The 22,035-nt window shown below is 63.2% G+C and carries 18 protein-coding genes, 1 riboswitch and 1 other annotated feature; of the genes, 17 read left to right on the forward strand and 1 reads right to left on the reverse strand.

Annotated features, from left to right (window positions below):
* Positions 1–200 precede the first annotated feature (200 nt).
* The 10 genes from glpD to OVA12_RS02620 all read left to right on the forward strand — a co-directional run bounded on the left by glpD (position 201) and on the right by OVA12_RS02620 (position 12,106).
* Positions 201–1,796, forward strand: a complete 1,596-nt coding sequence (glpD, locus tag OVA12_RS02575; protein WP_268136978.1) for a glycerol-3-phosphate dehydrogenase — start codon at positions 201–203, stop codon at positions 1,794–1,796.
* Between the two features lie 22 nt (positions 1,797–1,818).
* Positions 1,819–2,907, forward strand: coding sequence for an ABC transporter ATP-binding protein (locus tag OVA12_RS02580; RefSeq protein WP_268134208.1), 1,089 nt, complete (start codon positions 1,819–1,821; stop codon positions 2,905–2,907).
* A gap of 10 nt (positions 2,908–2,917) precedes the next feature.
* Entirely contained in the window at positions 2,918–3,994 is a 1,077-nt protein-coding gene (locus OVA12_RS02585) for an ABC transporter ATP-binding protein (RefSeq protein ID WP_268134210.1), read from the forward strand.
* Complete coding sequence (locus OVA12_RS02590; RefSeq protein ID WP_106751364.1) at positions 3,994–4,866, forward strand: carbohydrate ABC transporter permease; 873 nt, start codon at positions 3,994–3,996, stop codon at positions 4,864–4,866. The genes OVA12_RS02585 and OVA12_RS02590 overlap by 1 nt, the downstream gene beginning before the upstream one ends.
* A gap of 83 nt (positions 4,867–4,949) precedes the next feature.
* Positions 4,950–5,726 carry a carbohydrate ABC transporter permease gene (locus OVA12_RS02595; RefSeq protein WP_244293918.1) on the forward strand — a complete coding sequence of 259 codons (777 nt, stop codon included), beginning with the start codon at positions 4,950–4,952 and terminating at the stop codon, positions 5,724–5,726.
* A gap of 17 nt (positions 5,727–5,743) precedes the next feature.
* Positions 5,744–6,016: a DUF2160 domain-containing protein gene (locus OVA12_RS02600; RefSeq protein WP_106751363.1), complete on the forward strand. Its 273-nt coding sequence runs from the start codon at positions 5,744–5,746 to the stop codon at positions 6,014–6,016.
* 50 nt (positions 6,017–6,066) lie between these two features.
* Positions 6,067–7,773, forward strand: coding sequence for an ABC transporter substrate-binding protein (locus OVA12_RS02605; RefSeq protein WP_268134215.1), 1,707 nt, complete (start codon positions 6,067–6,069; stop codon positions 7,771–7,773).
* Between the two features lie 169 nt (positions 7,774–7,942).
* A complete protein-coding gene (gene glpK, locus OVA12_RS02610; protein ID WP_268134217.1) occupies positions 7,943–9,430 on the forward strand; it encodes a glycerol kinase GlpK in 1,488 nt (495 codons plus the stop codon).
* Positions 9,431–9,542: 112 nt separating this feature from the next.
* Positions 9,543–9,598 (forward strand) — a sequence feature (sul1 is cis-regulatory element that is thought to sense ions involved in sulfur or methionine metabolism; They are found in Alphaproteobacteria).
* 83 nt (positions 9,599–9,681) lie between these two features.
* Positions 9,682–11,166 carry a SulP family inorganic anion transporter gene (locus OVA12_RS02615; RefSeq protein ID WP_268134219.1) on the forward strand — a complete coding sequence of 495 codons (1,485 nt, stop codon included), beginning with the start codon at positions 9,682–9,684 and terminating at the stop codon, positions 11,164–11,166.
* A 68-nt stretch (positions 11,167–11,234) separates the two neighbouring features.
* A riboswitch (cobalamin riboswitch) is annotated at positions 11,235–11,454 on the forward strand.
* 229 nt (positions 11,455–11,683) lie between these two features.
* Positions 11,684–12,106, forward strand: a complete 423-nt coding sequence (locus OVA12_RS02620; protein WP_268134221.1) for a hypothetical protein — start codon at positions 11,684–11,686, stop codon at positions 12,104–12,106.
* A gap of 62 nt (positions 12,107–12,168) precedes the next feature.
* Here the strand turns inward: OVA12_RS02620 and OVA12_RS02625 are convergent, their stop codons facing one another.
* Positions 12,169–13,287, reverse strand: a complete 1,119-nt coding sequence (locus OVA12_RS02625; RefSeq protein WP_268134223.1) for a Gfo/Idh/MocA family protein — start codon at positions 13,285–13,287, stop codon at positions 12,169–12,171.
* A gap of 101 nt (positions 13,288–13,388) precedes the next feature.
* Here OVA12_RS02625 and OVA12_RS02630 point away from each other — a divergent pair, with 101 nt between their 5' ends.
* The 7 genes from OVA12_RS02630 (at position 13,389) to iolD (ending at position 22,032) form a co-directional block, all read left to right on the forward strand.
* Positions 13,389–14,210: a MurR/RpiR family transcriptional regulator gene (locus OVA12_RS02630; RefSeq protein WP_106751356.1), complete on the forward strand. Its 822-nt coding sequence runs from the start codon at positions 13,389–13,391 to the stop codon at positions 14,208–14,210.
* A 124-nt stretch (positions 14,211–14,334) separates the two neighbouring features.
* Positions 14,335–15,276 carry a sugar ABC transporter substrate-binding protein gene (locus tag OVA12_RS02635; protein ID WP_268134226.1) on the forward strand — a complete coding sequence of 314 codons (942 nt, stop codon included), beginning with the start codon at positions 14,335–14,337 and terminating at the stop codon, positions 15,274–15,276.
* Between the two features lie 87 nt (positions 15,277–15,363).
* The gene (locus OVA12_RS02640) at positions 15,364–16,461 is read left to right on the forward strand and encodes an ABC transporter permease (RefSeq protein ID WP_268134228.1); all 1,098 of its coding nucleotides are present in this window, start codon (positions 15,364–15,366) and stop codon (positions 16,459–16,461) included.
* On the forward strand, positions 16,461–17,240 hold the full coding sequence (locus OVA12_RS02645; RefSeq protein ID WP_268134229.1) for an ATP-binding cassette domain-containing protein: 780 nt from the start codon (positions 16,461–16,463) through the stop codon (positions 17,238–17,240). Before OVA12_RS02640 ends, OVA12_RS02645 begins: the two co-directional genes overlap by 1 nt.
* A 40-nt stretch (positions 17,241–17,280) precedes the next feature.
* Positions 17,281–18,285 carry an inositol 2-dehydrogenase gene (gene iolG, locus OVA12_RS02650; RefSeq protein WP_268134231.1) on the forward strand — a complete coding sequence of 335 codons (1,005 nt, stop codon included), beginning with the start codon at positions 17,281–17,283 and terminating at the stop codon, positions 18,283–18,285.
* A 13-nt stretch (positions 18,286–18,298) separates the two neighbouring features.
* On the forward strand, positions 18,299–20,209 hold the full coding sequence (locus OVA12_RS02655) for a bifunctional 5-dehydro-2-deoxygluconokinase/5-dehydro-2-deoxyphosphogluconate aldolase (RefSeq protein ID WP_268134233.1): 1,911 nt from the start codon (positions 18,299–18,301) through the stop codon (positions 20,207–20,209).
* Entirely contained in the window at positions 20,206–22,032 is a 1,827-nt protein-coding gene (iolD, locus tag OVA12_RS02660; protein ID WP_268134235.1) for a 3D-(3,5/4)-trihydroxycyclohexane-1,2-dione acylhydrolase (decyclizing), read from the forward strand. Before OVA12_RS02655 ends, iolD begins: the two co-directional genes overlap by 4 nt.
* Positions 22,033–22,035 lie beyond the last annotated feature (3 nt).

Below are 22,035 nucleotides of genomic sequence, written 5' to 3' on the forward strand. Positions count from 1 at the left end.
CAACGCACAAAAAGCCCTTTAATTCCGGCAACATGGCCGCGAAAGCGCGGGCTGCGGCGGTTTGTCTCGGCTAAGTGCTTGGATTGACGCGAAGAATCAAAAACGAACACAAACGAAAATCGTTCATTGACTGTGAATGGGGTTTTGTGGTTCGTTTGTGTTCACAAAAGACCGGTTCCGGGAGGTTCGTGTCCGTGGCATTGCAGCAAGATCAGGTGGTCGATCTGTTCATCATCGGCGGCGGCATCAATGGCTGCGGCATCGCCCGTGACGCGACCGGACGTGGTCTGACCGTCTCGCTGGCGGAAATGAATGACCTCGCCTCCGCAACCTCATCCGCGTCGACAAAGCTGTTCCATGGCGGCTTGCGCTACCTCGAATATTTCGAAGTGCGGCTGGTGCGCGAAGCGCTGATCGAGCGCGAAACGCTGCTGACGGCGATGCCGCATATTTCCTGGCCCATGCGCTTCGTGCTTCCTTACCACAAGGACATGCGGTTCGAAGGCGAGACGCCGACCTCGAAGCTGCTCAACATGGTGATGCCCTGGATGAAAGGGCGTCGTCCTGCCTGGCTGATCCGGTTTGGCCTGTTCCTCTATGACAATCTCGGTGGCCGCAAGATCCTGCCGGGCACGTCGACGGTCGATCTGAAGGCCGGCCCTGAAGGCAAGCCGCTGCAGGACCGCTTTGCCAAGGCCTATGAATATTCGGATTGCTGGATCGAGGACTCCCGCCTTGTGGTGCTCAATGCCCGTGATGCGGCCGCCCGGGGCGCCGAGATCATGGTGCGCACCAAGGTGCTGTCGGCCGAGCGCGTCGACGGGCAGTGGCAGATCCTGCTTGAAAACCGCGACACGGGTGAGCAGTTCCGCCGCCATGCCCGGATGCTGGTCAACGCCGGCGGCCCCTGGGTCGGCGACGTGATCCGCAACACGGTCCGCTCCAATTCGCAGGAAAGCGTGCGCCTGGTGCGCGGCAGCCACATCGTGACGAAGAAGCTCTACGATCACGACAAGTGCTACTTCTTCCAGGGCGAAGACGGTCGCATCATCTTTGCGATCCCCTATGAGACCGATTTTACCCTGATCGGCACCACGGATGCCGATCATCCGGAGCCGGGCATCAAGCCTGTCTGCACGGATCAGGAGCGCGACTACCTGCTGAAGTTCGCCTCGGGCTACTTCAAGAAGCCGGTCACCGTGGACGACATTGTCTGGAGCTATTCGGGTGTTCGCCCGCTCTACAACGATGGCGCCAAGTCGGCGACAGCCGCGACCCGCGACTATGTGCTGAAGGTGGACGAGACCGGCGGCGCGCCGCTGCTCAACGTGTTCGGCGGCAAGATCACCACCTATCGCAAGCTCGCCGAGCACGCGCTCGAGAAGATCGTACCGCACTTCCCGGCAGCTGGTGCTGCCTGGACCGCGCGCGTGCCGCTGCCGGGCGGCAACTTCCCGGTTGATGGCGTCGAAGCATTGGTGCGCGACCTGATGAGCGCCCATCCCTATCTCGATAACCGTTGGGCTCGTCGTCTGGTGAAGGCCTACGGGACAGAGGCTGCAGACCTGCTGGCTGGCGCGACCCGGGTGGAGGATCTGGGTATCCGTTTCGGCTGGAACCTGACCGAACGCGAAGTCAACTGGTTGATCGACAAGGAATATGCGCGCAGTGCCGAGGACGTCGTCTGGCGTCGCTCCAAGCTGGGCCTGCGCCTGAGCGCCGCCGAAGTGGCCGCGCTGGAAGACTGGATAAGGAACGCCTGCTCTGCCCGGTACGGGGCTGCCGCAGCGCAGTAGCAGGAATGGGAGGACGAGTAATATGACCCTGGTCCTGGAGGGTGTCTCCAAGGTCGTGGCTGGGCAAACGCACATCCATACGACCGACCTGACCTTGCGTGAGGGCAGCATGAACGTGCTGCTCGGGCCGACGCTGTCCGGCAAGACATCGCTGATGCGCCTGATGGCGGGGCTCGACAAGCCGACCACAGGCAAGATCATCTGGAACGGCAAGGATGTGACCGGCGTGCGGGTGCAGGACCGCGCCGTTGCCATGGTCTACCAGCAGTTCATCAACTACCCGGCGATGACCGTTTACGACAACATTGCCAGTCCGCTGCGGCTGATGGGCAAGTCGTCGGCGGAGATCGACAAGGCCGTGCACAAGACGGCGGAGCTGATGAAGCTGACGCCGATGCTGAAGCGCAAGCCGCTGGAGCTGTCCGGTGGCCAGCAGCAGCGCTGCGCCCTGGCGCGCGCGCTGGTCAAGAACGCCGGCCTGGTGCTGCTCGACGAGCCGCTGGCCAACCTTGACTACAAGCTGCGCGAAGAGCTGCGCGTCGAGATTCCGAAGATCTTCGAAGCCTCAGGTTCGATTTTCGTCTACGCGACGACGGAACCGGAAGAAGCGCTGCTTCTGGGCGGCAACGCGGCCACGCTGTGGCAGGGCAGGGTGACCCAGTTCGGACCGACGCCGGAGGTCTATCGCCGCCCCGTCGATGCAACGACGGCGCGCGTGTTCTCCGATCCGCCGATGAACTTCCTGCAGATCGCCAAGGCAGGTGCCAAGCTGATGTTCGGGGACGGACAGTCGATCCCGGCGGCCGGCAAGCTCGCCGAGCTGCACGATGGCCGCTACATCGCCGGCTTCCGGCCGAACCATCTCGAACTGCACCGGCACAGCACGGATGCGATGGAGTTCACCGCCCAGCTCGCGGTGACCGAAATCACCGGATCGGAGACTTTCGTGCACCTTGAACATCATGGCGAGCGCTGGGTTGGCCTGATCCATGGCGTGCATGACCTCACCCTGGGGGCGGCGCTGAAGGTCTACCTCGACCCCTCGCATGTCTATGTCTTCGGCCAGGACGGCGCGCTGGTGGCTCCGGCCGCCTATGCGCTGGCAGCGTGAGGAGGGACCCATGGCCAAGATCACGCTCGACAATCTCGCCCACTCGTACAATCCGCGCCCGCAGAGCGAAGACGATTTCGCGCTGAAGGAACTGAACCACGTGTGGAATGACGGCGAGGCCTATGCGCTGCTCGGTTCGTCCGGCTGCGGCAAGTCCACGCTGCTCAACATCATTTCCGGTCTTCTGGTGCCGAGTCAGGGCCGGATCCTGTTCAACGACGTCGATGTGACGGAAAAGCCGACGGCGGAGCGCAATATCGCCCAGGTGTTCCAGTTCCCGGTCGTCTACGACACGATGACCGTGCGCGGAAACCTCGCCTTCCCCTTGAAGAACCGCGGTGCGAATGCGGCCTATATCGCGGATCGCGTCCAGAAGATCGCGCAGATGATCGGCATGGAGGCTGTGCTCGACCGCAAGGCGCAAGGGCTTACCGCCGATGCCAAGCAGAAGATCTCGCTCGGCCGCGGCATGGTGCGCGAGGACGTCAACGCGCTGCTGTTCGACGAGCCGCTCACCGTCATCGATCCGCACATGAAGTGGGAACTGCGGACGCAGCTCAAGTCGCTGCACCATGAGTTCGGCCACACCATGATCTACGTGACGCATGACCAGACCGAAGCGCTCACTTTCGCCGACAAGGTGGTGGTGATGTACGACGGCCGCGTGGTGCAGATCGGTACGCCGCAGGAGCTGTTCGAGCGCCCGGCGCATACATTCGTCGGCTACTTCATCGGCTCGCCCGGCATGAACCTGATGGATGCGCAGGTCGAGGGAACGACGGCCTATGTGAACGGTGCCACCATTCCGCTCGGCCACGGCTATTCCAAGCTGGATGGCAAGGTGCAGATCGGCGTGCGTCCGGAATTCGCCCGCCTGTCCGACAGCGAGGGCCTGCCGGTCAAGGTACGCCGCGTCGAGGACGTGGGCCGTCACAAGATCGTCCGGGCCGAGTTCTTCGGGTCCGACATCAACATCATCGCGGGCGAAAGCGACCGCATCACATCCGACATGACCCGAGTGGTGTTCGATCCCTCGCGCGTCAATGTCTATGCCAACAGCTGGCGCGTTTCGGGGGAGGCCGCCTGATGGAAAAGACCGTCAATCACAAGGCCTGGTTCCTGGTCCTTCCCGTTCTCGTGCTCGTCGCCTTCTCGGCGGTGATCCCGCTGATGACGGTGGTGAACTACTCGGTCCAGGATACGTTCGGCAACAACCAGTTCTTCTGGGCTGGTGTCGAATGGTTCGATGAAATGCTGCATTCCAAGCGCCTCTGGGATGCGCTCGGCCGTCAGCTGATCTTCTCGGCCGTGATCCTGGCCATCGAGATCCCGCTCGGCATCTTCATCGCGCTGAACATGCCCAAGCGTGGCTTCTGGGCCTCGTTCTGCCTCATCCTGATGGCGCTGCCGCTGCTCATTCCGTGGAACGTGGTCGGCACCATCTGGCAGATCTTTGCCCGCGTCGACATCGGTCTGCTGGGTGCCACGCTGCATGCCCTCGGCATCTCCTACAATTACACGCAGGATGCTGTCGCCGCCTGGGCCACGGTCATCGTGATGGACGTGTGGCACTGGACCTCGCTGGTGGCGCTGCTCGCCTATGCCGGTCTGCAGTCGATCCCGGATGCCTATTATCAGGCGGCGAAGATCGACCAGGCCAGCCGCTGGAGCGTGTTCCGCTACATCGAGCTGCCGAAGATGCAGGGCGTGCTGATGATCGCCATCCTGCTGCGCTTCATGGACAGCTTCATGATCTACACCGAGCCCTTCGTGGTCACCGGTGGTGGGCCGGGCAACTCGACGACCTTCCTGTCGATCGACCTCGTCAAGATGGCACTTGGCCAGTTCGACCTCGGTCCGGCCGCAGCCTTCTCGATCATGTACTTCCTCGTGATCCTGCTGATTTCCTGGGTGTTCTACACCGTCATGACCAACCTCGACAAAAGGCAGGGCTTCTGATGGGCGCCGCAACCATGACCGCTTCCACCCCGGCGAGGAGCCGCAGTGCCGCGCGTGTCGGCATCAACTCCCGCGCCGTCGTGATGGCCGTGTACCTGATCTTCCTGCTGTTGCCGATCTACTGGCTCCTCAACATGAGCCTGAAGACCAACACGGAAATCCTGTCGACCTTCAGCCTGTGGCCGCAAAGCCCGACGCTCGCCAACTATGCAACGATCCTCACCGATCCGAGCTGGTACATGGGCTACGTCAACTCGCTGATCTACGTGGTGATGAACACGGTGATCTCGATCACCGTGGCGCTGCCGGCGGCCTACGCCTTCTCGCGCTACACGTTCCTCGGCGACAAGCACCTGTTCTTCTGGCTGCTGACCAACCGCATGGCCCCGCCGGCCGTGTTCGCGCTGCCCTTCTTCCAGCTCTACTCGTCGGTCGGGCTGTTCGACACGCACATCGCCGTTGCCCTGGCGCACTGCCTGTTCAACGTGCCGCTGGCGGTCTGGATCCTGGAAGGCTTCATGCGCGGCGTGCCGAAGGAAATCGACGAAACCGCCTATATCGACGGCTATTCGTTCGGCCGCTTCTTCGTGAAGATCTTCATGCCGCTGATCGCGAGTGGCATCGGTGTGGCTGCGTTCTTCTGCTTCATGTTCTCCTGGGTCGAGCTGCTTCTGTCGCGCACGCTCACTTCGGTGAATGCCAAGCCGATCGCAGCCACGATGACCCGTACGGTCTCAGCCTCCGGCATGGACTGGGGCGTGCTGGCTGCAGCCGGTGTGCTGACCATCATTCCCGGCGCGCTCGTGATCTATTTCGTCCGCAACTACATCGCCAAGGGCTTTGCCCTGGGCCGCGTCTGATCTGAGGGAGAACAGATATGGACTGGATGGCCTGGACCGCGCCGACCGCGATCTTCTTTGCCACGATTGCGACCTTGCTGGTGGTCTTCACCACTCTGGCAATCCGCTTTCCGGAGACGCCCCGTGTCGGCGTGCTGCGCATCGAGACGACGCGCGGGGACCGTCTCTTCATTACCCTTTTGGGCTCGGCCTTCATCACGCTTGGCTGGCTCGCCGCCTTCGGCGCCCCTCTCTGGGGGGCTCTGATCGCCTGTCTCGTCTACGCCTTTGCGGTGTTCCGCTGGGTCTGAAGACGAAAGGCAACCTGATCTTCGGATCAAATCACTCGGGAGGAAACTGAATGAAAGTGTATTACACTTCGACGGCCATGGCCCTTGCCATGCTGGTTTCGACCGGAAGCGCCTTTGCCGATATGGAAGCGGCAAAGAAGTTCCTGGACGCTGAAATCGGCACGCAGTCGGCCCTGAGCCGCGCGGACCAGGAAAAGGAGATGCAGTGGTTCATCGACGCTGCCGCTCCGTTCAAGGGCATGGAAATCAAGGTCGTCTCCGAGACGATCACCACCCATGAATACGAATCCAAGGTTCTGGCTGACGCCTTTACCAAGATCACCGGCATCAAGATCACGCACGACCTGATCGGTGAAGGTGACGTCGTCGAGAAGCTGCAGACCCAGATGCAGTCCGGCGAGAACATCTACGACGCCTATATCAACGACTCCGACCTGATCGGCACCCACTGGCGCTACCAGCAGGCCCGCAACCTGACTGACTGGATGGCTGGTGAAGGCAAGGACGTGACCAATCCGGGTCTCGATCTGGCCGACTTCATCGGCACCAAGTTCACCACCGGTCCGGACGGCAAGCTCTATCAGCTGCCCGATCAGCAGTTCGCGAACCTTTACTGGTTCCGGTATGACTGGTTCAACGACGAGAAGAACAAGGCCGACTTCAAGGCGAAGTATGGCTATGAGCTCGGCGTGCCGGTCAACTGGTCTGCCTACGAGGACATCGCCGAGTTCTTCACCGGCCGTGAAATCGACGGCAAGAAGGTCTATGGCCACATGGACTACGGCAAGAAGGACCCGTCGCTTGGCTGGCGCTTCACCGATGCGTGGCTGTCGATGGCTGGTGCCGGTGACAAGGGCGAGCCGAACGGCCTGCCGGTCGACGAGTGGGGCATCCGCGTCAACGAGAACTTCCAGCCGGTTGGTTCCTGCGTTGCCCGTGGCGGCGACACCAACGGCCCGGCTGCTGTGTACTCGATCACCAAGTACATCGACTGGCTGAACAAGTACGCCCCGCCGGCTGCTGCTGGCATGGTGTTCGGCGAAGCCGGCCCGGTTCCTGCCCAGGGCGAAATCGCTCAGCAGATGTTCTGGTACACCGCCTTCACCGCCGACATGGTCAAGCCGGGCCTGCCGGTCGTGAACGAGGATGGCACGCCGAAGTGGCGCATGGCTCCCTCGCCGCATGGCGTGTACTGGGAAGAAGGCATGAAGGTCGGCTATCAGGACGCTGGTTCCTGGACGCTGATGAAGTCCACCCCGGTGGACCGCGCCAAGGCGGCCTGGCTCTATGCCCAGTTCGTCACTTCCAAGACCGTGGACGTGAAGAAGAGCCACGTTGGCCTGACCTTCATCCGCGAGTCCACTCTTGCGCATGACAGCTTCACCGAGCGCGCAGCGAAGCTTGGCGGTCTGATCGAGTTCTATCGCTCGCCGGCTCGCCTGCAGTGGTCCCCGACCGGTACCAACGTTCCGGACTACCCGAAGCTGGCCCAGCTGTGGTGGCAGAACATCGGCGATGCGTCGTCCGGTGCGAAGTCCCCGCAGGAAGCCATGGACTCGCTCTGCGCCGAGCAGGAAAAGGTGCTTGAGCGCCTGGAACGCGCAGGCGTGCAGGGTGCCTTCGGTCCGAAGCTGAACGAAGAGCAGACCGCCCAGTACTGGTTCGACCAGCCGGGCGCACCGAAGGGTCCGATCCCGAACGAAAAGGAACAGCCGATCACCGTCTCCTATGACGACCTGATCGCTTCCTGGAAATAAGCACGTACCCATCGACAAATCGGGGGCGGGGCCGCAAGGTCCCGCCTTCGGGCTGACCGGGCCTTGCCAATACCCGCAACCGGATGCGCGATTGAGCAGGCAGGTCCGGCCTGCTATCGGGTTAGACCAGTCAAGACCATCAGCATCGGGCGCAATCGGGGAGGCCGACGTGACGCATATTCTCGCCATCGACCAGGGGACTACGTCCAGCCGTGCCATCCTGTTCGACAAGTCGCTGAAGATTGTCGCCAGTGCACAGGAAGAATTTCCGCAGATCTATCCGCATCCGGGCTGGGTGGAACATGATCCGGCCGATCTGTGGTCAACGACAGCTGGCTCCTGCCGCGCGGCTATCGAACGCGCCGGCAAGAGCGGGCACGACATTGCCGCCATCGGCATCACCAACCAGCGCGAGACCACCGTCGTGTGGGACCGCCACACCGGACAGCCAGTCTATAACGCCATCGTCTGGCAGGACCGCCGCACGGCGGATCTCTGCCGCCGCCTGAAGGACGAGGGGCATGAAGTGATGGTGGCAGCCAAGACAGGCTTGCTGCTCGATCCCTATTTTTCCGGCACCAAGCTGAAGTGGGTGCTCGACACCGTGGAGGGGGCAAGGGCGCGCGCTGAGCGCGGCGACCTGCTGTTCGGAACGGTCGATACCTTCCTGATCTGGAAGCTGACCGGCGGTGCGGTGCATGTGACCGACGCGACCAATGCCGCGCGCACGTTGCTCTATGACATCCACAAGGGTGAGTGGAGCACCGACATCTGCAAGTTGCTCGACATTCCCATGGGCATGCTGCCCGAGGTGAAGGACTGCGCCGCCGAGTTTGGGCACACGCGCGCAGATCTGTTCGGACGTGAGATTCCGATTTTGGGCGTTGCCGCCGATCAGCAGGCGGCGACCGTGGGGCAGGCCTGCTTCCAGCCTGGCATGATGAAGTCCACCTATGGCACCGGCTGCTTTGCGCTGCTCAACACCGGTGACACGCCGGTGACCTCCAAGAGCCGTCTGCTGACGACCATTGCCTACCAGATCGCCGGCAAGCCGACCTATGCGCTGGAAGGCTCCATCTTCATTGCCGGCGCGGTGGTGCAGTGGCTGCGCGATGGTCTCAAGATCATCCGCGAGGCAAAGGAAACGCAGGCGCTGGCCGAAACTGCCGATCCTGGCCAGTCGGTCATCCTGGTGCCGGCCTTTACTGGCCTTGGTGCGCCTTACTGGCGCCCGGACTGTCGCGGCGCGATCTTTGGGCTCACCCGCAACTCCGGGCCGGGAGAATTTGCCAAGGCGGCACTGGAGAGCGTTGGCTATCAGACCCGCGACCTGCTGGAGGCCATGCGGGTCGACTGGGCCAATGCGGCGGGTCAGTCGGTGCTGCGTGTCGACGGTGGCATGAGCGCCAATGACTGGGCGATGCAGTTCCTCTCCGACATTATCGGCGCGCCTGTTGATCGTCCGACCGTGCTTGAAACGACGGCCCTCGGCGCTGCCTGGCTCGCCGGGATGCAGGCCGGGGTCTACCCCGACATGGCGGGCTTTGCGGAAAGCTGGGCGATCCAGCGCCGGTTCGAACCGCGGATTGACGAGACAACGCGTGCCCGCAAATACGACGCCTGGAAGACCGCCGTCGCCGCAACCATGAGCATGTGACCGAACGGCCGATGCCTGATCGAAGCCCGCCACCCTGCGTGGCGGGCTTTTGTATTTCAGGGCGTGTTTATGTTGCGCTGCGGCATCAAATGGCGTAGCGAGACAATACTCATCTGGACCCGGTGCAAATCCGGGTGGCTCTTCCGGCCGCCAATCCGCCGGACAATTCACCTGACCCAGCGTTTTTCGGCTTCGTGGCATCTGCCGCGACCAAGCCGTCATGAGTTTCGGGTCATCTGAACGAGAAACCGATGAATTCCCTTTCTGCCTATACAAACCAATGGTTTGGCAACATTCGCGCGGATGTGCTCTCCGGCCTGGTCGTTGCCCTTGCGCTCATTCCGGAGGCGATTGCCTTCTCGATCATCGCCGGCGTCGATCCGAAAGTCGGCCTCTATGCATCGTTTTCGATTGCCGTGATCACCGCAATCGCTGGCGGACGCCCCGGTATGATCTCGGCTGCGACGGCCGCCACGGCGGTGCTGATGGTAACGTTGGTGAAGGAGCACGGCCTGCAGTACCTGCTTGCGGCGACGATCCTGACCGGGGTGCTGCAGGTGGCTGCAGGCCTGCTGGAACTGGGCTACGTGATGCGCTTCGTGTCCCGGTCCGTGATGACCGGCTTCGTCAACGCGCTCGCGATCCTGATCTTCATGGCGCAGTTGCCGGAGCTGATCGGCGTGCCGTGGCTGACCTATGTGATGGTCGCAGCCGGTCTCGCGATCATCTATCTCTTCCCCTATCTGACCCGGGCTGTTCCATCACCGCTCGTGTGCATCCTGGTGCTGACGGCGATCTCCATCGGCTTTGGGCTGGATGTGCGGACGGTTGGTGACATGGGAGAATTGCCCTCGACACTGCCGGTTTTCCTTTTGCCCGACATCCCGCTGACGCTTGAAACGCTCTGGATCATCCTGCCGTATTCTGTCGCGGTTGCCGCCGTGGGCCTCCTGGAATCGCTGATGACGCAGCAACTGGTCGACGATCTTACGGACACGCCATCTGATCGGAACCAGGAATGCATCGGCCAGGGGCTTGCCAATTTCGCGACCGGTTTCATCGGTGGCATGGCGGGCTGCGCAATGATCGGTCAGTCGATGATCAACGTGAAGTCTGGTGGCCGTGGCCGGCTGTCCTGCTTCATCGCCGGTGCGCTCCTCCTGTTCCTGATCGTGGTCCTTGGCGACTTTGTCCGCCAGATCCCGATGCCGGCGCTTGTCGCCGTGATGATCATGGTGTCGATCGGCACGTTCAGCTGGGCATCCCTCCGAAACCTGCGGGATCACCCGCGCAGTTCGTCGGTTGTGATGTTGGCGACGGTGGGTTTCGTCGTCTACACCCACAACCTCGCCATCGGGGTTCTGGTTGGGGTGCTGCTGTCGGGCATCTTCTTTGCCTGGAAGATCTCGCAGATCTTTCGGGTCACGTCCGAACTGGCCGCTGATGGCCAGGAGCGCGTCTATGTGGTCGAAGGCCAGGTCTTCTTCGCCTCCGTGGAAGACTTCCTTGCGGCCTTCAATTTCAAGGAACGGCTGCAGCGCGTGGTGATCGACGTGTCCAGGGCTCATATCTGGGACATTTCCAGCGTTGCGGCGCTTGATGCGGTCGTCTTGAAGTACCGCCGAACCGGGGCCGACGTGACCATCATCGGGCTGAACGAAGCCAGCGAAACCATTGTCGACCGGCTTGCCTTGCACGACAAGCCCGGCGAATTCGACAAGTTGATGGCGCATTAGGCGCGGCGAACGGCGTCGTCGTCACAGGAAAAGTAATTCGGCTGCGGTTGCGTCTGCTCTCCGGCTGCTCTAGCCTTGTCCGAGATGGTTCCTTCCGCCGCCGACTGGCGACGGGAGGATGAAAAGGGAATCCGGTGCGGCTGATGTGAGCATCTGCCAAGTCCGGGACTGCCCCCGCAACTGTAGGCGGCGAGCAAACCTGTCAGAACCACTGGCCTGAGAGGCCGGGAAGGGACAGGGGCGCTGTGACCCGCAAGTCAGGAGACCTGCCATCATCCCTTGAACCAAACCGGGCGGGGTGCCCCGGCAGGAGGCAAGATGGCACGCGCAGTTTCCGGAACCCGATCCGGCCGCATCCAGCTTTGCGGCCCCGCCCACCCCGCGTCCGTTCGCGGAGGGCGACACGGTGGACTGCATTTCCTCTCATCCTGATAGCGTTTCGCAATCACCAACATCCGCGTCTGGCGGAGCCGACGGCTTTTCGAGCCTGTGCCGGCACACGGGGCGTCCCTGCATCATGGCGCGCCTCTTGGCGCGGCAGGTTGCCATGGCGGGTGATGTGGCCGAAGCCTTTGATCTGACAGACTCACATCTGACTGGACTGGTGCGCAGCGGCTGCCCGCAATCCGATGGAACCAACGACGGATGCCTGATGGCGTTCACAGTCCGCGACGGGCTTGCCTATGTCTTCGGCGGGCTGGAGGGACGCGAACGGATCGATGATCTGGTCGCCTTTGCCTTGAGCGCGTATCCAGCTGTTGCAAGACTGGAGCAAGACGGGGATGCACCTCAGCCGAAACGCGAGCGGTTCGGTCCGGTGCTGGTCCCGGCTCTGGTTCAGGTGACCAATCTTGCCCGGGTGGCAGCGGTGGCCGCAGCTGCGCAGGGACGACGCGGCGGACGTCAGGCGCGTCTCAAGGCAGCGCGTCGTGCCGGCTAGCTGCGGACGCACCAGACAGCCTGCGCCGCGCCGTTCCCGACGGGATCGACGCGGCCGCTCTCTCAGGCAAGGCTGATGCGACGACCCGTGCGTGCGCTTTCGGCGATGCCATGGATCACCTTTTCGAACTCCAGCGCCGCGGCGAAATCCGGGTGCGGCCGGGTGCCGGTCGTGATGGCGGTGAGGAGTTCCGCCGCCTCGATGACCTTGAGGTCATTGAAGCCGACCTGATGGCCGGGAGCGGGGCAGAACGCGCCATAGACGCCGTGTTCGGGGCCCGACAGGATGGTGCGGAAGCCCTGCTCGGCCTTCGGTCCCTCGTTCACATAAAGCTGCAGCTCGTTCATGCGCTCCTGATCGAAGACCAGCATGCCTTTTGTGCCATGCAGCTCGAAGCCGAGACGGTTCTTGCGGCCCCAGGCGGAGCGTGAGGTGGACAGGGAGCCGTGAACGCCGCTGGCAAAGCGCAGGAGGGCCGTGGCGGTGTCCTCGTTCTCCACCGCGCCGCGACCGGAGCCATCGGGCAAGGGACGTGTTGTGTGGACAGTCTGCATGTCGGCAACAAGGCTTTCGATCGGACCGCAGAGGCCCATCAGCATCGAGACGAGATGACAGCCGAGGTCGCCGAGCGTGCCGAGGCCGGCTTCATCGAGACGCGCCCGCCAGGTCCAGGCCAGATCGGGATCGGCCTGATAGTCCTCATCGACGATGCCGCGCACATGCACGAGGCGGCCGATCCGCCCGGCTTCAACCAGCTTCTGCGCGTGACGGAAGGCCGGATTGCGGATGTAGTTGTAGCCGACCATCGTGGTCTTGCCGCTGGCTGCTGCGGCTGCCGCCATCTCCTCGCCGTCCGCCAGTGTCAGGCCCATAGGCTTCTCGCACCAGACGTGCTTGCCGGCGGCGAGAGCGGCTAGGGCCATCTCCTTGTGGAAGCGGTTCGGGGTCGTGATGGAGACGATGTCCACCTTTGGATCGGTGACCAGGGCCTTCCAGTCATCGGTCGAACGGGCGAAGCCGAACTGGTTGGCAAAGCTTGCTGCCTTGTCGGCCGGCGTGTCGCAGAGCAGTTCCAGCCGCACGTCGGGAACGGTTCCCAACACCGCGCGGGCGTTGCGCCAGGCCAAGGCATGGGCTTTGCCCATGAAGCCTGTGCCGATCAGACCTATCCCCAGGGTCATTCAAAATCCTCCCGATATGAAATGGAATTTTTGTTCCAATTCTGTCATCGCGGCGCTATCGTGTTTTGTCAAGCAAGAACAGATGCCTGTAAGGAATCACGATGTCCCAGCGTCCGGCCCCGCGCACAGTTGAAGCCTTCCACGCGCGTTTGCTGGAGGCTTCGGAAACGCTGCCGAAACGGCTGCGCCAGTGTGCGGAATATCTGTCCGCCAACACCGACCGGATCGCGGTCTCCACGGTCGCGGACATGGCGCTGGCCGCCGGAGTGCAGCCTTCGGCGCTGATGCGCTTCTGCAAGATCCTCGGCTTCTCCGGCTACACGGAAATGCAGCGGCTGTTCCGCGATGCCTATTCGCAAGGCTGGCCGGATTACGCGACGCGGCTGAAGAACCTGCGCGAAAGCGGTGCCGGGAGCCCGTCGGCGCTTTTGGCCGAATTCATTGATGCTGGACGCATGTCCCTGGAAAATCTGGCGAATACGGTTGATAGCCGCAGTCTCGACAAGGCCGTCAAGCTGCTCGCCGAGGCAGAGATGGTGCATATCATAGGCCTGCGCCGGACCTTCCCTGTGGCGGCCTATCTTGCCTATGCCTTCGAGAAGATGAGCGTGCCGGCCCTGTTGCATGATGCGGTTGGAAAGCTTGACCGCCGCCATGCCCTGCGGCCAGGTGACGCGCTGATCGCGATCACATTTGCCCCTTACAGCGCCGAAACGGTGGAGCTGGCAGAGGTCGCGAGAGGGCTCGATCTGCCGGTTATTGCCATCACGGATACGGTGATGAGTCCGCTGCAAAAGCTTGATGCCACGGTGCTTTCCGTCTCTGAAGTGGACTTCGGTTCGTTCCGTGCGCTCTCGGCCACGCTGTCACTTGCCATCGCGCTGGCGGTCGCTGTCGGTGCAGGACGTAGAATCGAGCCATAAAAAAGTTGTTGCATTGAATCAAAAAATGGAATGAATATTCCATCGCGATTGGCGATGGGTTTGCCCAGACGCCGCGCGGCCCGGACGGAGGGAGCCTCCGGGACAACCGATTTGGGAGGAATTCATGAGAAAGACCCTGACCGCCATTGCTGCGGCCGTGTTTGCCGTTGCCGGCTTTGCTGCGCCTGCTTCTGCAGAAGGCGAGAAGTTTGTCCTCATCAGTCACGCTCCGGACAGCGACAGCTGGTGGAACACGATCAAGAACGCCATTGCCGTTGCTGGCGACCAGATGAAGGTGTCGGTCGAGTACCGTAACCCGCCGACCGGTGACCTCGCCGACATGGCCCGCATTGTCGAGCAGGCTGCTGCCTCGAAGCCGGATGGCATTATCGTCACCATCGCCGACTACGATGTTCTCTCCGGTCCGATCACCGAAGCCGTCGCGCGCGGCATTCCGGTCATCACCATCAACTCCGGCACCGTCGAGCAGTCCAAGAAGCTCGGCGCGCTCACCCATGTGGGCCAGCCCGAGTATGACGCAGGCTTTGGCGCCGGCGAGCGTCTGGGTGCAGCGGGTGCAAAGAAGTTCCTTTGCGTCAATCACTACATCACCAACCCGGCTTCGGTTGAACGCTGCCAGGGCTTTGCCGCTGCGCTCGGCGTCGAGCTGGGCAACCAGATGATCGACGCGGGCCAGGACCCGGCTGAAATCCAGAACAAGGTCTCGGCCTTCCTGCAGAGCAACCCGGACACCAACGCCATCCTGGCGCTCGGTCCCACCTCGGCCCATCCGACGCTTGCGGCGCTCGAGCAGTCCGGCAAGGCCGGCAACATGCTGTTTGGCACGTTTGACCTGTCCGGCGAGATCGCCGCTGGCATCAAGGCCGGCAAGATCGACTTCGCCATCGACCAGCAGCCGTACCTGCAGGGCTACCTGCCGGTCGTGTTCCTGACCAACCTCGCCCGCTATGGCGTGATGCCGAGCAACCCGGTCAACTCCGGCCCGGGCTTCGTGACCAAGGACAACATCGAACTGGTCGAAAAGCTGGCTGGTCAGTACCGCTAAGTCTCCTCCCAGACGACACGTCCGCCTGCCGGGGCGGCCTACTGCCCCGGCTCCTTTTTGAGCGACTTCCTGACAATCGAGGCATTCATGACGGACGAGCGCATCAAGCAGGTCTCGGCCCTGCGCCGTGCCATGATCCGGCCCGAGCTGGGCGCAACAGCCGGCACTCTCCTGGTCTTCCTGTTCTTCCTGCTGATCGCCGGCGATTCCGGCATGTTCGCACCTGCCGGAATACAAAACTGGACCGTCGTGTCGGCGCAGTTCGCAATCATTGCGGTAGGCGCCTGCCTGCTGATGATCGCCGGCGAGTTCGACATTTCGGTTGGTTCGATGATCGGCTTTGCCGGCATCGTAATCGCCATCCTTAGCGTCCAGTGGGGATTGCCCGTCTGGGTGTCGATCCTTGCCGCCTTTGTCATCTGCGTTGCGCTGGGCTGGGTGAACGGCATGCTGGTGATCAAGACGGGTCTGCCGTCCTTCATCGTCACACTCGCGTTCCTCTACATTCTTCGCGGCCTGACCATCTGGCTGTCGATCCTGACCACGCGCCAGACCATCATCGGCGGCGTCAAGGATCTGGTGCAGAACGACTGGCTCGCGTTCCTCTTTGGCGGTGTCGTGCTCAAGGACCTGTTCGCATGGTTCGCTGACATCGGGCTGATCGAGAAGTTTGTCGCCGGCACCCGCGCTGGCCAGCCCGTGGTCGAGGGCCTGCCGATGCTGGTGGTCTGGGCCGTCGTCCTGGTCATCTTCGGGCATGTACTGCTGACGCGGACAAAGTTCGGCAACTGGATCTTCGCCTCTGGCGGTGACGCTCAGGCGGCCCGCTATGTCGGTGTGCCGGTGGCGCGTGTGAAAATCCTGATGTTCATGTTCAGCGCGTTCTGTGCCTGCGTCTTTGCCACCTGCCAGGTCATCGAATTCGGATCTGCGGCTGCTGACCGCGGCTTTATGAAGGAATTCGAAGCAATCATCTGTGTGGTGATTGGCGGTACCCTGCTCACTGGTGGTTATGGTTCTGTGATCGGAGCTGCACTTGGTGCGATCATCTTTGGTGTCGTGCAGCAGGGTCTGTTCTTCACTGGTGGAGAAAGCTCGTTGTTCCGGGTATTCCTCGGCACGATCCTGCTCGGTGCAGTTCTATTCAATACCTACATCCGCCGCATGATCACGGGAGAACGCTGATGTCCGCCCCGCTCATCGAACTGAAGTCCATCGAGAAGCACTTCGGGCCTGTGATCGCACTGTCCGGCGTCACCTTCGACGTCAAGGCCGGAGAATGCCACTGCCTGCTCGGCGACAACGGTGCCGGCAAGTCCACGTTCATCAAGACCATGTCGGGCGTGCACAAGCCGTCATCGGGTGAAATCCTGGTCGATGGCAAAAAGATCGCCTTTGAAAGCCCGCGTGATGCCATGGCTGCGGGAATTGCCACCGTGTATCAGGATCTGGCAATGATCCCGCTGATGTCGGTGACGCGCAATTTCTGGATGGGCCGCGAGCCGGAGAAGCGCTTCGGGCCGTTCAAGTTCATCGACTTCGACAAGGCCAACAAGGTTACGCTGGAAGAAATGGCGTCCATGGGCATCCACTTGCGTGGAGCCGAACAGGCCGTCGGCACCCTGTCGGGTGGCGAGCGCCAGACGGTGGCGATTGCAAGAGCCGTCTATTTCGGTGCCAAGGTGCTGATCCTCGACGAGCCGACCTCGGCCCTCGGCGTGCGCCAGACCTCCAACGTGCTCGCGACCATCGACAAGGTGCGCAAGCGTGGTATCGGTGTCGTCTTCATCACCCACAATGTGCGCCATGCCATGGCGGTGGGCGACCGGTTCACGGTGCTCAACCGTGGCAAGACGCTCGGCACCGCAAAGCGGGGGGAAGTCAAGCCGGAGGAATTGCAGGACCTGATGGCAGGCGGCAAGGAACTGGCGGAGCTGGAAGGCTCGCTCGGCGGAACGATCTGAGTTGCGACGAAACTGATCTCAATCTTGGGAAACAACTGACATGACCATGCGATTTGCAGTCCTGGGCGCTGGCCGCATCGGCCGGGTACACGCCAAGGCGATTGCGTCGACCGACGGGGCGGTGCTTGTCGCCGTCGCCGACCCGATTGCCGCTGCTGCCGAGAGCCTTGCAGCTACTCACTCCTGTGCCATCCGTACGATCGACGAGATCGAAGCGGCCGGCGACGTCGATGCCGTCGTCATCTGCACCCCGACCGACACCCACGCCGACCTGATCGAGCGCTTTGCCCGCGCCGGCAAGGCCATCTTCTGCGAGAAGCCGGTGGATCTGGATGTCACCCGGGTAAAGAACTGCCTCAAGGTGGTGAAGGAGACCGGTGCGACGCTGATGGTCGGCTTCAACCGCCGCTTCGACCCGCATTTCGCAGCGCTCAAGGGCGCGATCGATGCCGGCAAGATCGGCAAGGTCGAGATGGTGACGATCACCTCGCGTGATCCCTCGCCGCCTCCGTACGAGTACATCTCCCGCTCGGGCGGCATCTTCCGCGACATGACCATCCATGACTTCGACGTGGCCCGGTGGCTGCTGGGCGAGGAAGTCGAGACGGTAATGGCCTCGGCCTCTGTCCTCGTCGATGCCGAGATCGGCAAGCGCGGCGACTATGACAGCGTCAACATCATCCTGCGCACGGCCTCGGGTCGTCAGGCGATCATCACCAACACCCGCCGCGCGGTCTATGGCTATGACCAGCGCATCGAGGTGCTGGGGTCGGAAGGTCTGGTGGCGGCGGAGAACCTGCGCGAGGCGAACATCGAGATCGCCAACGCCAGCGGCTATCACAAGCCGCCGCTGATGGACTTCTTCATGACCCGCTACACCGCAGCCTATGCGGCGGAGATTGCCGCCTTCATCAAGGCCGTGGGCGAGAAGTCGGTTCCGCCGACCACGGGCGACGACGGGCTGAAGGCGCTCGCCCTCGCCGAAGCCGCGCTGAAGTCCGTGGCCGAAGGCCGGGCGGTCAGCTTGAGCGAAGTTACAGGCTGAGGACTTGAGGCGGATGAGCAAGACCCTCGATCTCATCACCATCGGCCGCTCGTCGGTCGATCTCTATGGCTCGCAGATTGGCGGCCGGCTTGAGGACATGGGGAGCTTCCAGAAATACATTGGCGGTTCTCCCACCAACATGGCGGCCGGCAGTGCCCGCCTGGGCCTCAAGTCGGCGCTGATCACCCGCGTCGGTGATGAGCACATGGGCCGCTTCATCCGCGAGCAGCTGGTTCGCGAGGGGGTTGACGTGACCGGGGTCAAGACCGACCCGGAGCGTCTCACCGCCCTCGTGATCCTCGGCATCCGTGACGACAAGCAGTTCCCGCTCATCTTCTACCGCGAGAACTGCGCCGATATGGCGTTGTGCGAGGCCGACATCGATCCGGCCTTCATCGCCCGCGCCCGCGCCGTGGTGGCGACCGGAACGCACCTGTCGCATCCGCGCACCGAGGCGGCTGTGCTGAAGGCCCTGCGCATCGCAAGGGAAACCGGCGGCCAGACCGCGCTCGACATCGACTATCGTCCAAACCTCTGGGGGCTGTCCGGGCACGGCGACGGCGAAAACCGCTTCATCGCGTCTGATCAGGTGACCACCAGGCTGCAGCAGCATCTGCCGCTGTTCGACCTGATCGTCGGCACCGAAGAGGAATTCCACATCGCCGGCGGCACCACGGACACCGTGGCAGCGCTGCGCCTGGTTCGGGAGCTGAGCCGCGCGACGCTCGTCTGCAAGCGCGGGCCGATGGGGGCTGTCGCCTTCACCGGTGCGATCCCTGACAGGCTGGAGTACGGCGAGAGCGGCCCCGGGTTCCCGATCGAGGTGTTCAACGTTCTCGGCGCCGGCGACGGCTTCATGTCGGGTCTCTTGAAGGGCTGGCTCGACGGCGAGAGCTGGGTGCGTGCGCTGACCTATGCCAATGCCTGTGGCGCCTTTGCTGTGTCGCGGCACGGCTGCACGCCGGCCTATCCCTCCTGGGACGAACTGCAGTTCTTCCTCAAGCGCGGCGTCGTCACGCCGGCGCTGCGCAAGGACGCGGAGCTGGAGCAGATCCACTGGTCGACGACCCGCAGTGGTGACTGGAGCGAGATGCATGTCTTTGCCTTCGATCATCGCAAGCAGATGGAGGAACTGCCGGGGGCAACGGCCGAGAAGATCGGTGCCTTCAAGGAGCTGTGCCTGGATGCCGTTGAGCGGGTGGCCAGCGGACGCAAGGGCTATGGCCTTCTGTGTGATGGCCGGCTCGGCCGCTCGGCGCTGCACAAGGCGGCCGGCAGGGGTCTCTGGATCGGCCGTCCGGTGGAATGGCCGGGATCGCGGCCGTTGACGCTGGAGCCTGATCTTGGTGCGGATTTCGGGGGGCTCAACGAATGGCCGCTCGATCACGTGGTCAAGGTGCTGTGCTTCTGCCATCCGCAGGATGATGCTGCGATGTGGGCCGAGCAGGAGGCCGTGATCCAGCGGCTTTATGCGGCTGCCCGCCGCAACCGGCTTGAGTTCCTGCTGGAAGTCATTCCCTCCAAGGTCGCCCCGGTGGACGATGACACGACCGCGGAGATCATCGACCGGTTTTATCGGCTGGGGATCTATCCGGACTGGTGGAAGCTCGAGCCGATGCGCTCGGCCGAGGCCTGGGCCAGGACCTGCGCCATGATCAAGGGCCATGATCCGCATGTGCGCGGCATCGTGGTGCTGGGGCTGGACGCGCCGGAGGCCGAGCTGATGGCCTGCTTCGAGGAGGCCGCGCGGCATGACCTGGTGAAGGGCTTTGCGGTCGGACGCACCATCTACAGCGAGGCCGCACGGGCGTGGCTCGCCGGAACCATCGACGACATGGGCGCCGTCGCGCTGATGGCGGCGAATTTCGCGAAACTGTCGGCCGCCTGGGACAAGGCGCGGGCAGCGCAGGGAGTGGCAGCATGAGCAAGATCCGACTGACCGCCGCGCAGGCGATGGTCCGCTGGCTGACCCGGCAGATGACCGAGGACGGCGTGCCCTTCATCGCTGGCGTCTGGGCCATCTTCGGGCACGGCAACGTGGCCGGTATCGGCGAGGCGCTGCACGGCATCCGCAGCGAGCTGCCGACCTATCGCGGTCACAACGAGCAGGGCATGGCCCATGCCGCCATTGCCTATGCCAAGCAGCTTGGCCGCCGCCGCGCCATGGCCGTCACCTCGTCGATCGGACCGGGCGCCACCAACATGGTGACGGCGGCCGCGCTTGCCCACGTGAACCGCCTGCCGGTGCTATTCGTGCCCGGCGACGTCTTTGCCAACCGGGGCCCGGACCCGGTGCTGCAGCAGATCGAGGATTTCGGCGATGGCACCGTCAGCGCCAATGACTGCTTCCGTCCGGTGTCGCGCTATTTCGACCGCATTACCCGCCCGGAACAGCTTCTGACCGCGCTGCCGCGCGCCATGGCGGTGATGACCGACCCGGCCGACTGCGGCCCGGTGACGCTCGCCTTCTGCCAGGATGTGCAGGCGGAAGCCTATGACTGGCCGGAGGAGTTTTTCGCGCCGCGCGTCTGGCGCCAGCGCCGCATCCGGCCGGACGAAAGCGAACTGGTCGAGGTCATCGGCCTCATCTGCGCCGCCAGGCGGCCCGTCATCGTTGCCGGCGGCGGCGTGCATTACTCCGGCGCCACCGAGGCTCTTGCCCGGTTTGCCGCCCGCCATCGCATTCCCGTGGTCGAAAGCCAGGCCGGCAAGTCGGCCCTGCCTTGGGATCATCCGATGAACCTCGGTCCCGTGGGTGTCACCGGGGCGGAAAGCGCCAACACCGTGGCGGCCGAGGCTGATCTGGTGATCGGCGTCGGCACGCGGTTCCAGGATTTCACCACCGGTTCGTGGGGCCTGTTCCGCAATCCGGCGCGCAAGCTGGTGTCGATCAACGTCGCGGCCTATGACGCGATGAAGCATGGCGCGGTGCCGCTCCAGGGCGATGCCCGCGTCTGTCTCGACGAGCTGAGCGCCGGTCTTGGCCAGCATCAGGGCCCGGAGGTGTCGGCCGGGCTCAAGCAGGCGTGGTTTGCCAAGGTCGATCCGCTCACGGCGGCGCCGGTTGGAGAGGCCAACGGCCTGCCGACCGACCAGCAGGTGATTGGCGCCGTGCAGCGGGCGGCCGGGCCCGACACGGTCGTCATGTGCGCGGCCGGCACCATGCCGGGCGAGCTGCACAAGCTGTGGAAGGCATCGCGTCCCATGTCCTATCACATGGAATACGGCTTCTCCTGCATGGGCTACGAGATCGCCGGCGCGCTCGGCATCAAGATGGCCGAGCCTGACCGGGACGTGATCTGCATGGTCGGAGACGGCAGCTACATGATGATGAACTCGGAGCTGGCCAGCGCCGTCATGCTCGGCCAGAAGATTACCGTCGTGATCACCGACAACCGGGGCTATGGCTGCATCAACCGGCTGCAGATGGGCACCGGCGGGGCCGAGTTCAACAACCTCCTCGACCACACGATCCACGCCAATCCGAGCCATATCGATTTCGTCGCCCATGCCGGCGCCATGGGGGCGAAGGCCTTGAAGGCCGGTTCGATCGCCGAGCTGGAGGCCGCGCTTGCCGAGGCCAAGACGGCGGCCGGTCCCTTCGTGGTGGTAATCGACACCGACCCCTATCCGTCCACCCCGCATGGCGGCCACTGGTGGGATGTGGCGGTTCCGGAAGTTTCCCCCCGCGCCGAGGTGCGGGCGGCCCGCGAGAATTACGAACGTAAGCTGCAGGAAAGACACTGAGCC

Source organism: Pannonibacter sp. SL95, from assembly GCF_026672425.1.
Lineage (GTDB): Bacteria > Pseudomonadota > Alphaproteobacteria > Rhizobiales > Stappiaceae > Pannonibacter.

What these genes read in the sequence shown, in the direction of transcription:
- OVA12_RS02580 (WP_268134208.1), top strand. Translation starts at nt 1,819, where the DNA reads ATGACCCTGGTCCTGGAGGGTGTCTCCAAGGTCGTGGCTGGGCAAACG.
- OVA12_RS02585 (WP_268134210.1), top strand. Translation starts at nt 2,918, where the DNA reads ATGGCCAAGATCACGCTCGACAATCTCGCCCACTCGTACAATCCGCGC.
- OVA12_RS02590 (WP_106751364.1), top strand. Translation starts at nt 3,994, where the DNA reads ATGGAAAAGACCGTCAATCACAAGGCCTGGTTCCTGGTCCTTCCCGTT.
- OVA12_RS02595 (WP_244293918.1), top strand. Translation starts at nt 4,950, where the DNA reads ATGGCCGTGTACCTGATCTTCCTGCTGTTGCCGATCTACTGGCTCCTC.
- OVA12_RS02600 (WP_106751363.1), top strand. Translation starts at nt 5,744, where the DNA reads ATGGACTGGATGGCCTGGACCGCGCCGACCGCGATCTTCTTTGCCACG.
- OVA12_RS02605 (WP_268134215.1), top strand. Translation starts at nt 6,067, where the DNA reads ATGAAAGTGTATTACACTTCGACGGCCATGGCCCTTGCCATGCTGGTT.
- OVA12_RS02615 (WP_268134219.1), top strand. Translation starts at nt 9,682, where the DNA reads ATGAATTCCCTTTCTGCCTATACAAACCAATGGTTTGGCAACATTCGC.
- OVA12_RS02620 (WP_268134221.1), top strand. Translation starts at nt 11,684, where the DNA reads ATGGCGCGCCTCTTGGCGCGGCAGGTTGCCATGGCGGGTGATGTGGCC.
- OVA12_RS02625 (WP_268134223.1), bottom strand. Translation starts at nt 13,287, where the DNA reads ATGACCCTGGGGATAGGTCTGATCGGCACAGGCTTCATGGGCAAAGCC.
- OVA12_RS02630 (WP_106751356.1), top strand. Translation starts at nt 13,389, where the DNA reads ATGTCCCAGCGTCCGGCCCCGCGCACAGTTGAAGCCTTCCACGCGCGT.
- OVA12_RS02635 (WP_268134226.1), top strand. Translation starts at nt 14,335, where the DNA reads ATGAGAAAGACCCTGACCGCCATTGCTGCGGCCGTGTTTGCCGTTGCC.
- OVA12_RS02640 (WP_268134228.1), top strand. Translation starts at nt 15,364, where the DNA reads ATGACGGACGAGCGCATCAAGCAGGTCTCGGCCCTGCGCCGTGCCATG.
- OVA12_RS02645 (WP_268134229.1), top strand. Translation starts at nt 16,461, where the DNA reads ATGTCCGCCCCGCTCATCGAACTGAAGTCCATCGAGAAGCACTTCGGG.
- iolG (WP_268134231.1), top strand. Translation starts at nt 17,281, where the DNA reads ATGACCATGCGATTTGCAGTCCTGGGCGCTGGCCGCATCGGCCGGGTA.
- OVA12_RS02655 (WP_268134233.1), top strand. Translation starts at nt 18,299, where the DNA reads ATGAGCAAGACCCTCGATCTCATCACCATCGGCCGCTCGTCGGTCGAT.
- iolD (WP_268134235.1), top strand. Translation starts at nt 20,206, where the DNA reads ATGAGCAAGATCCGACTGACCGCCGCGCAGGCGATGGTCCGCTGGCTG.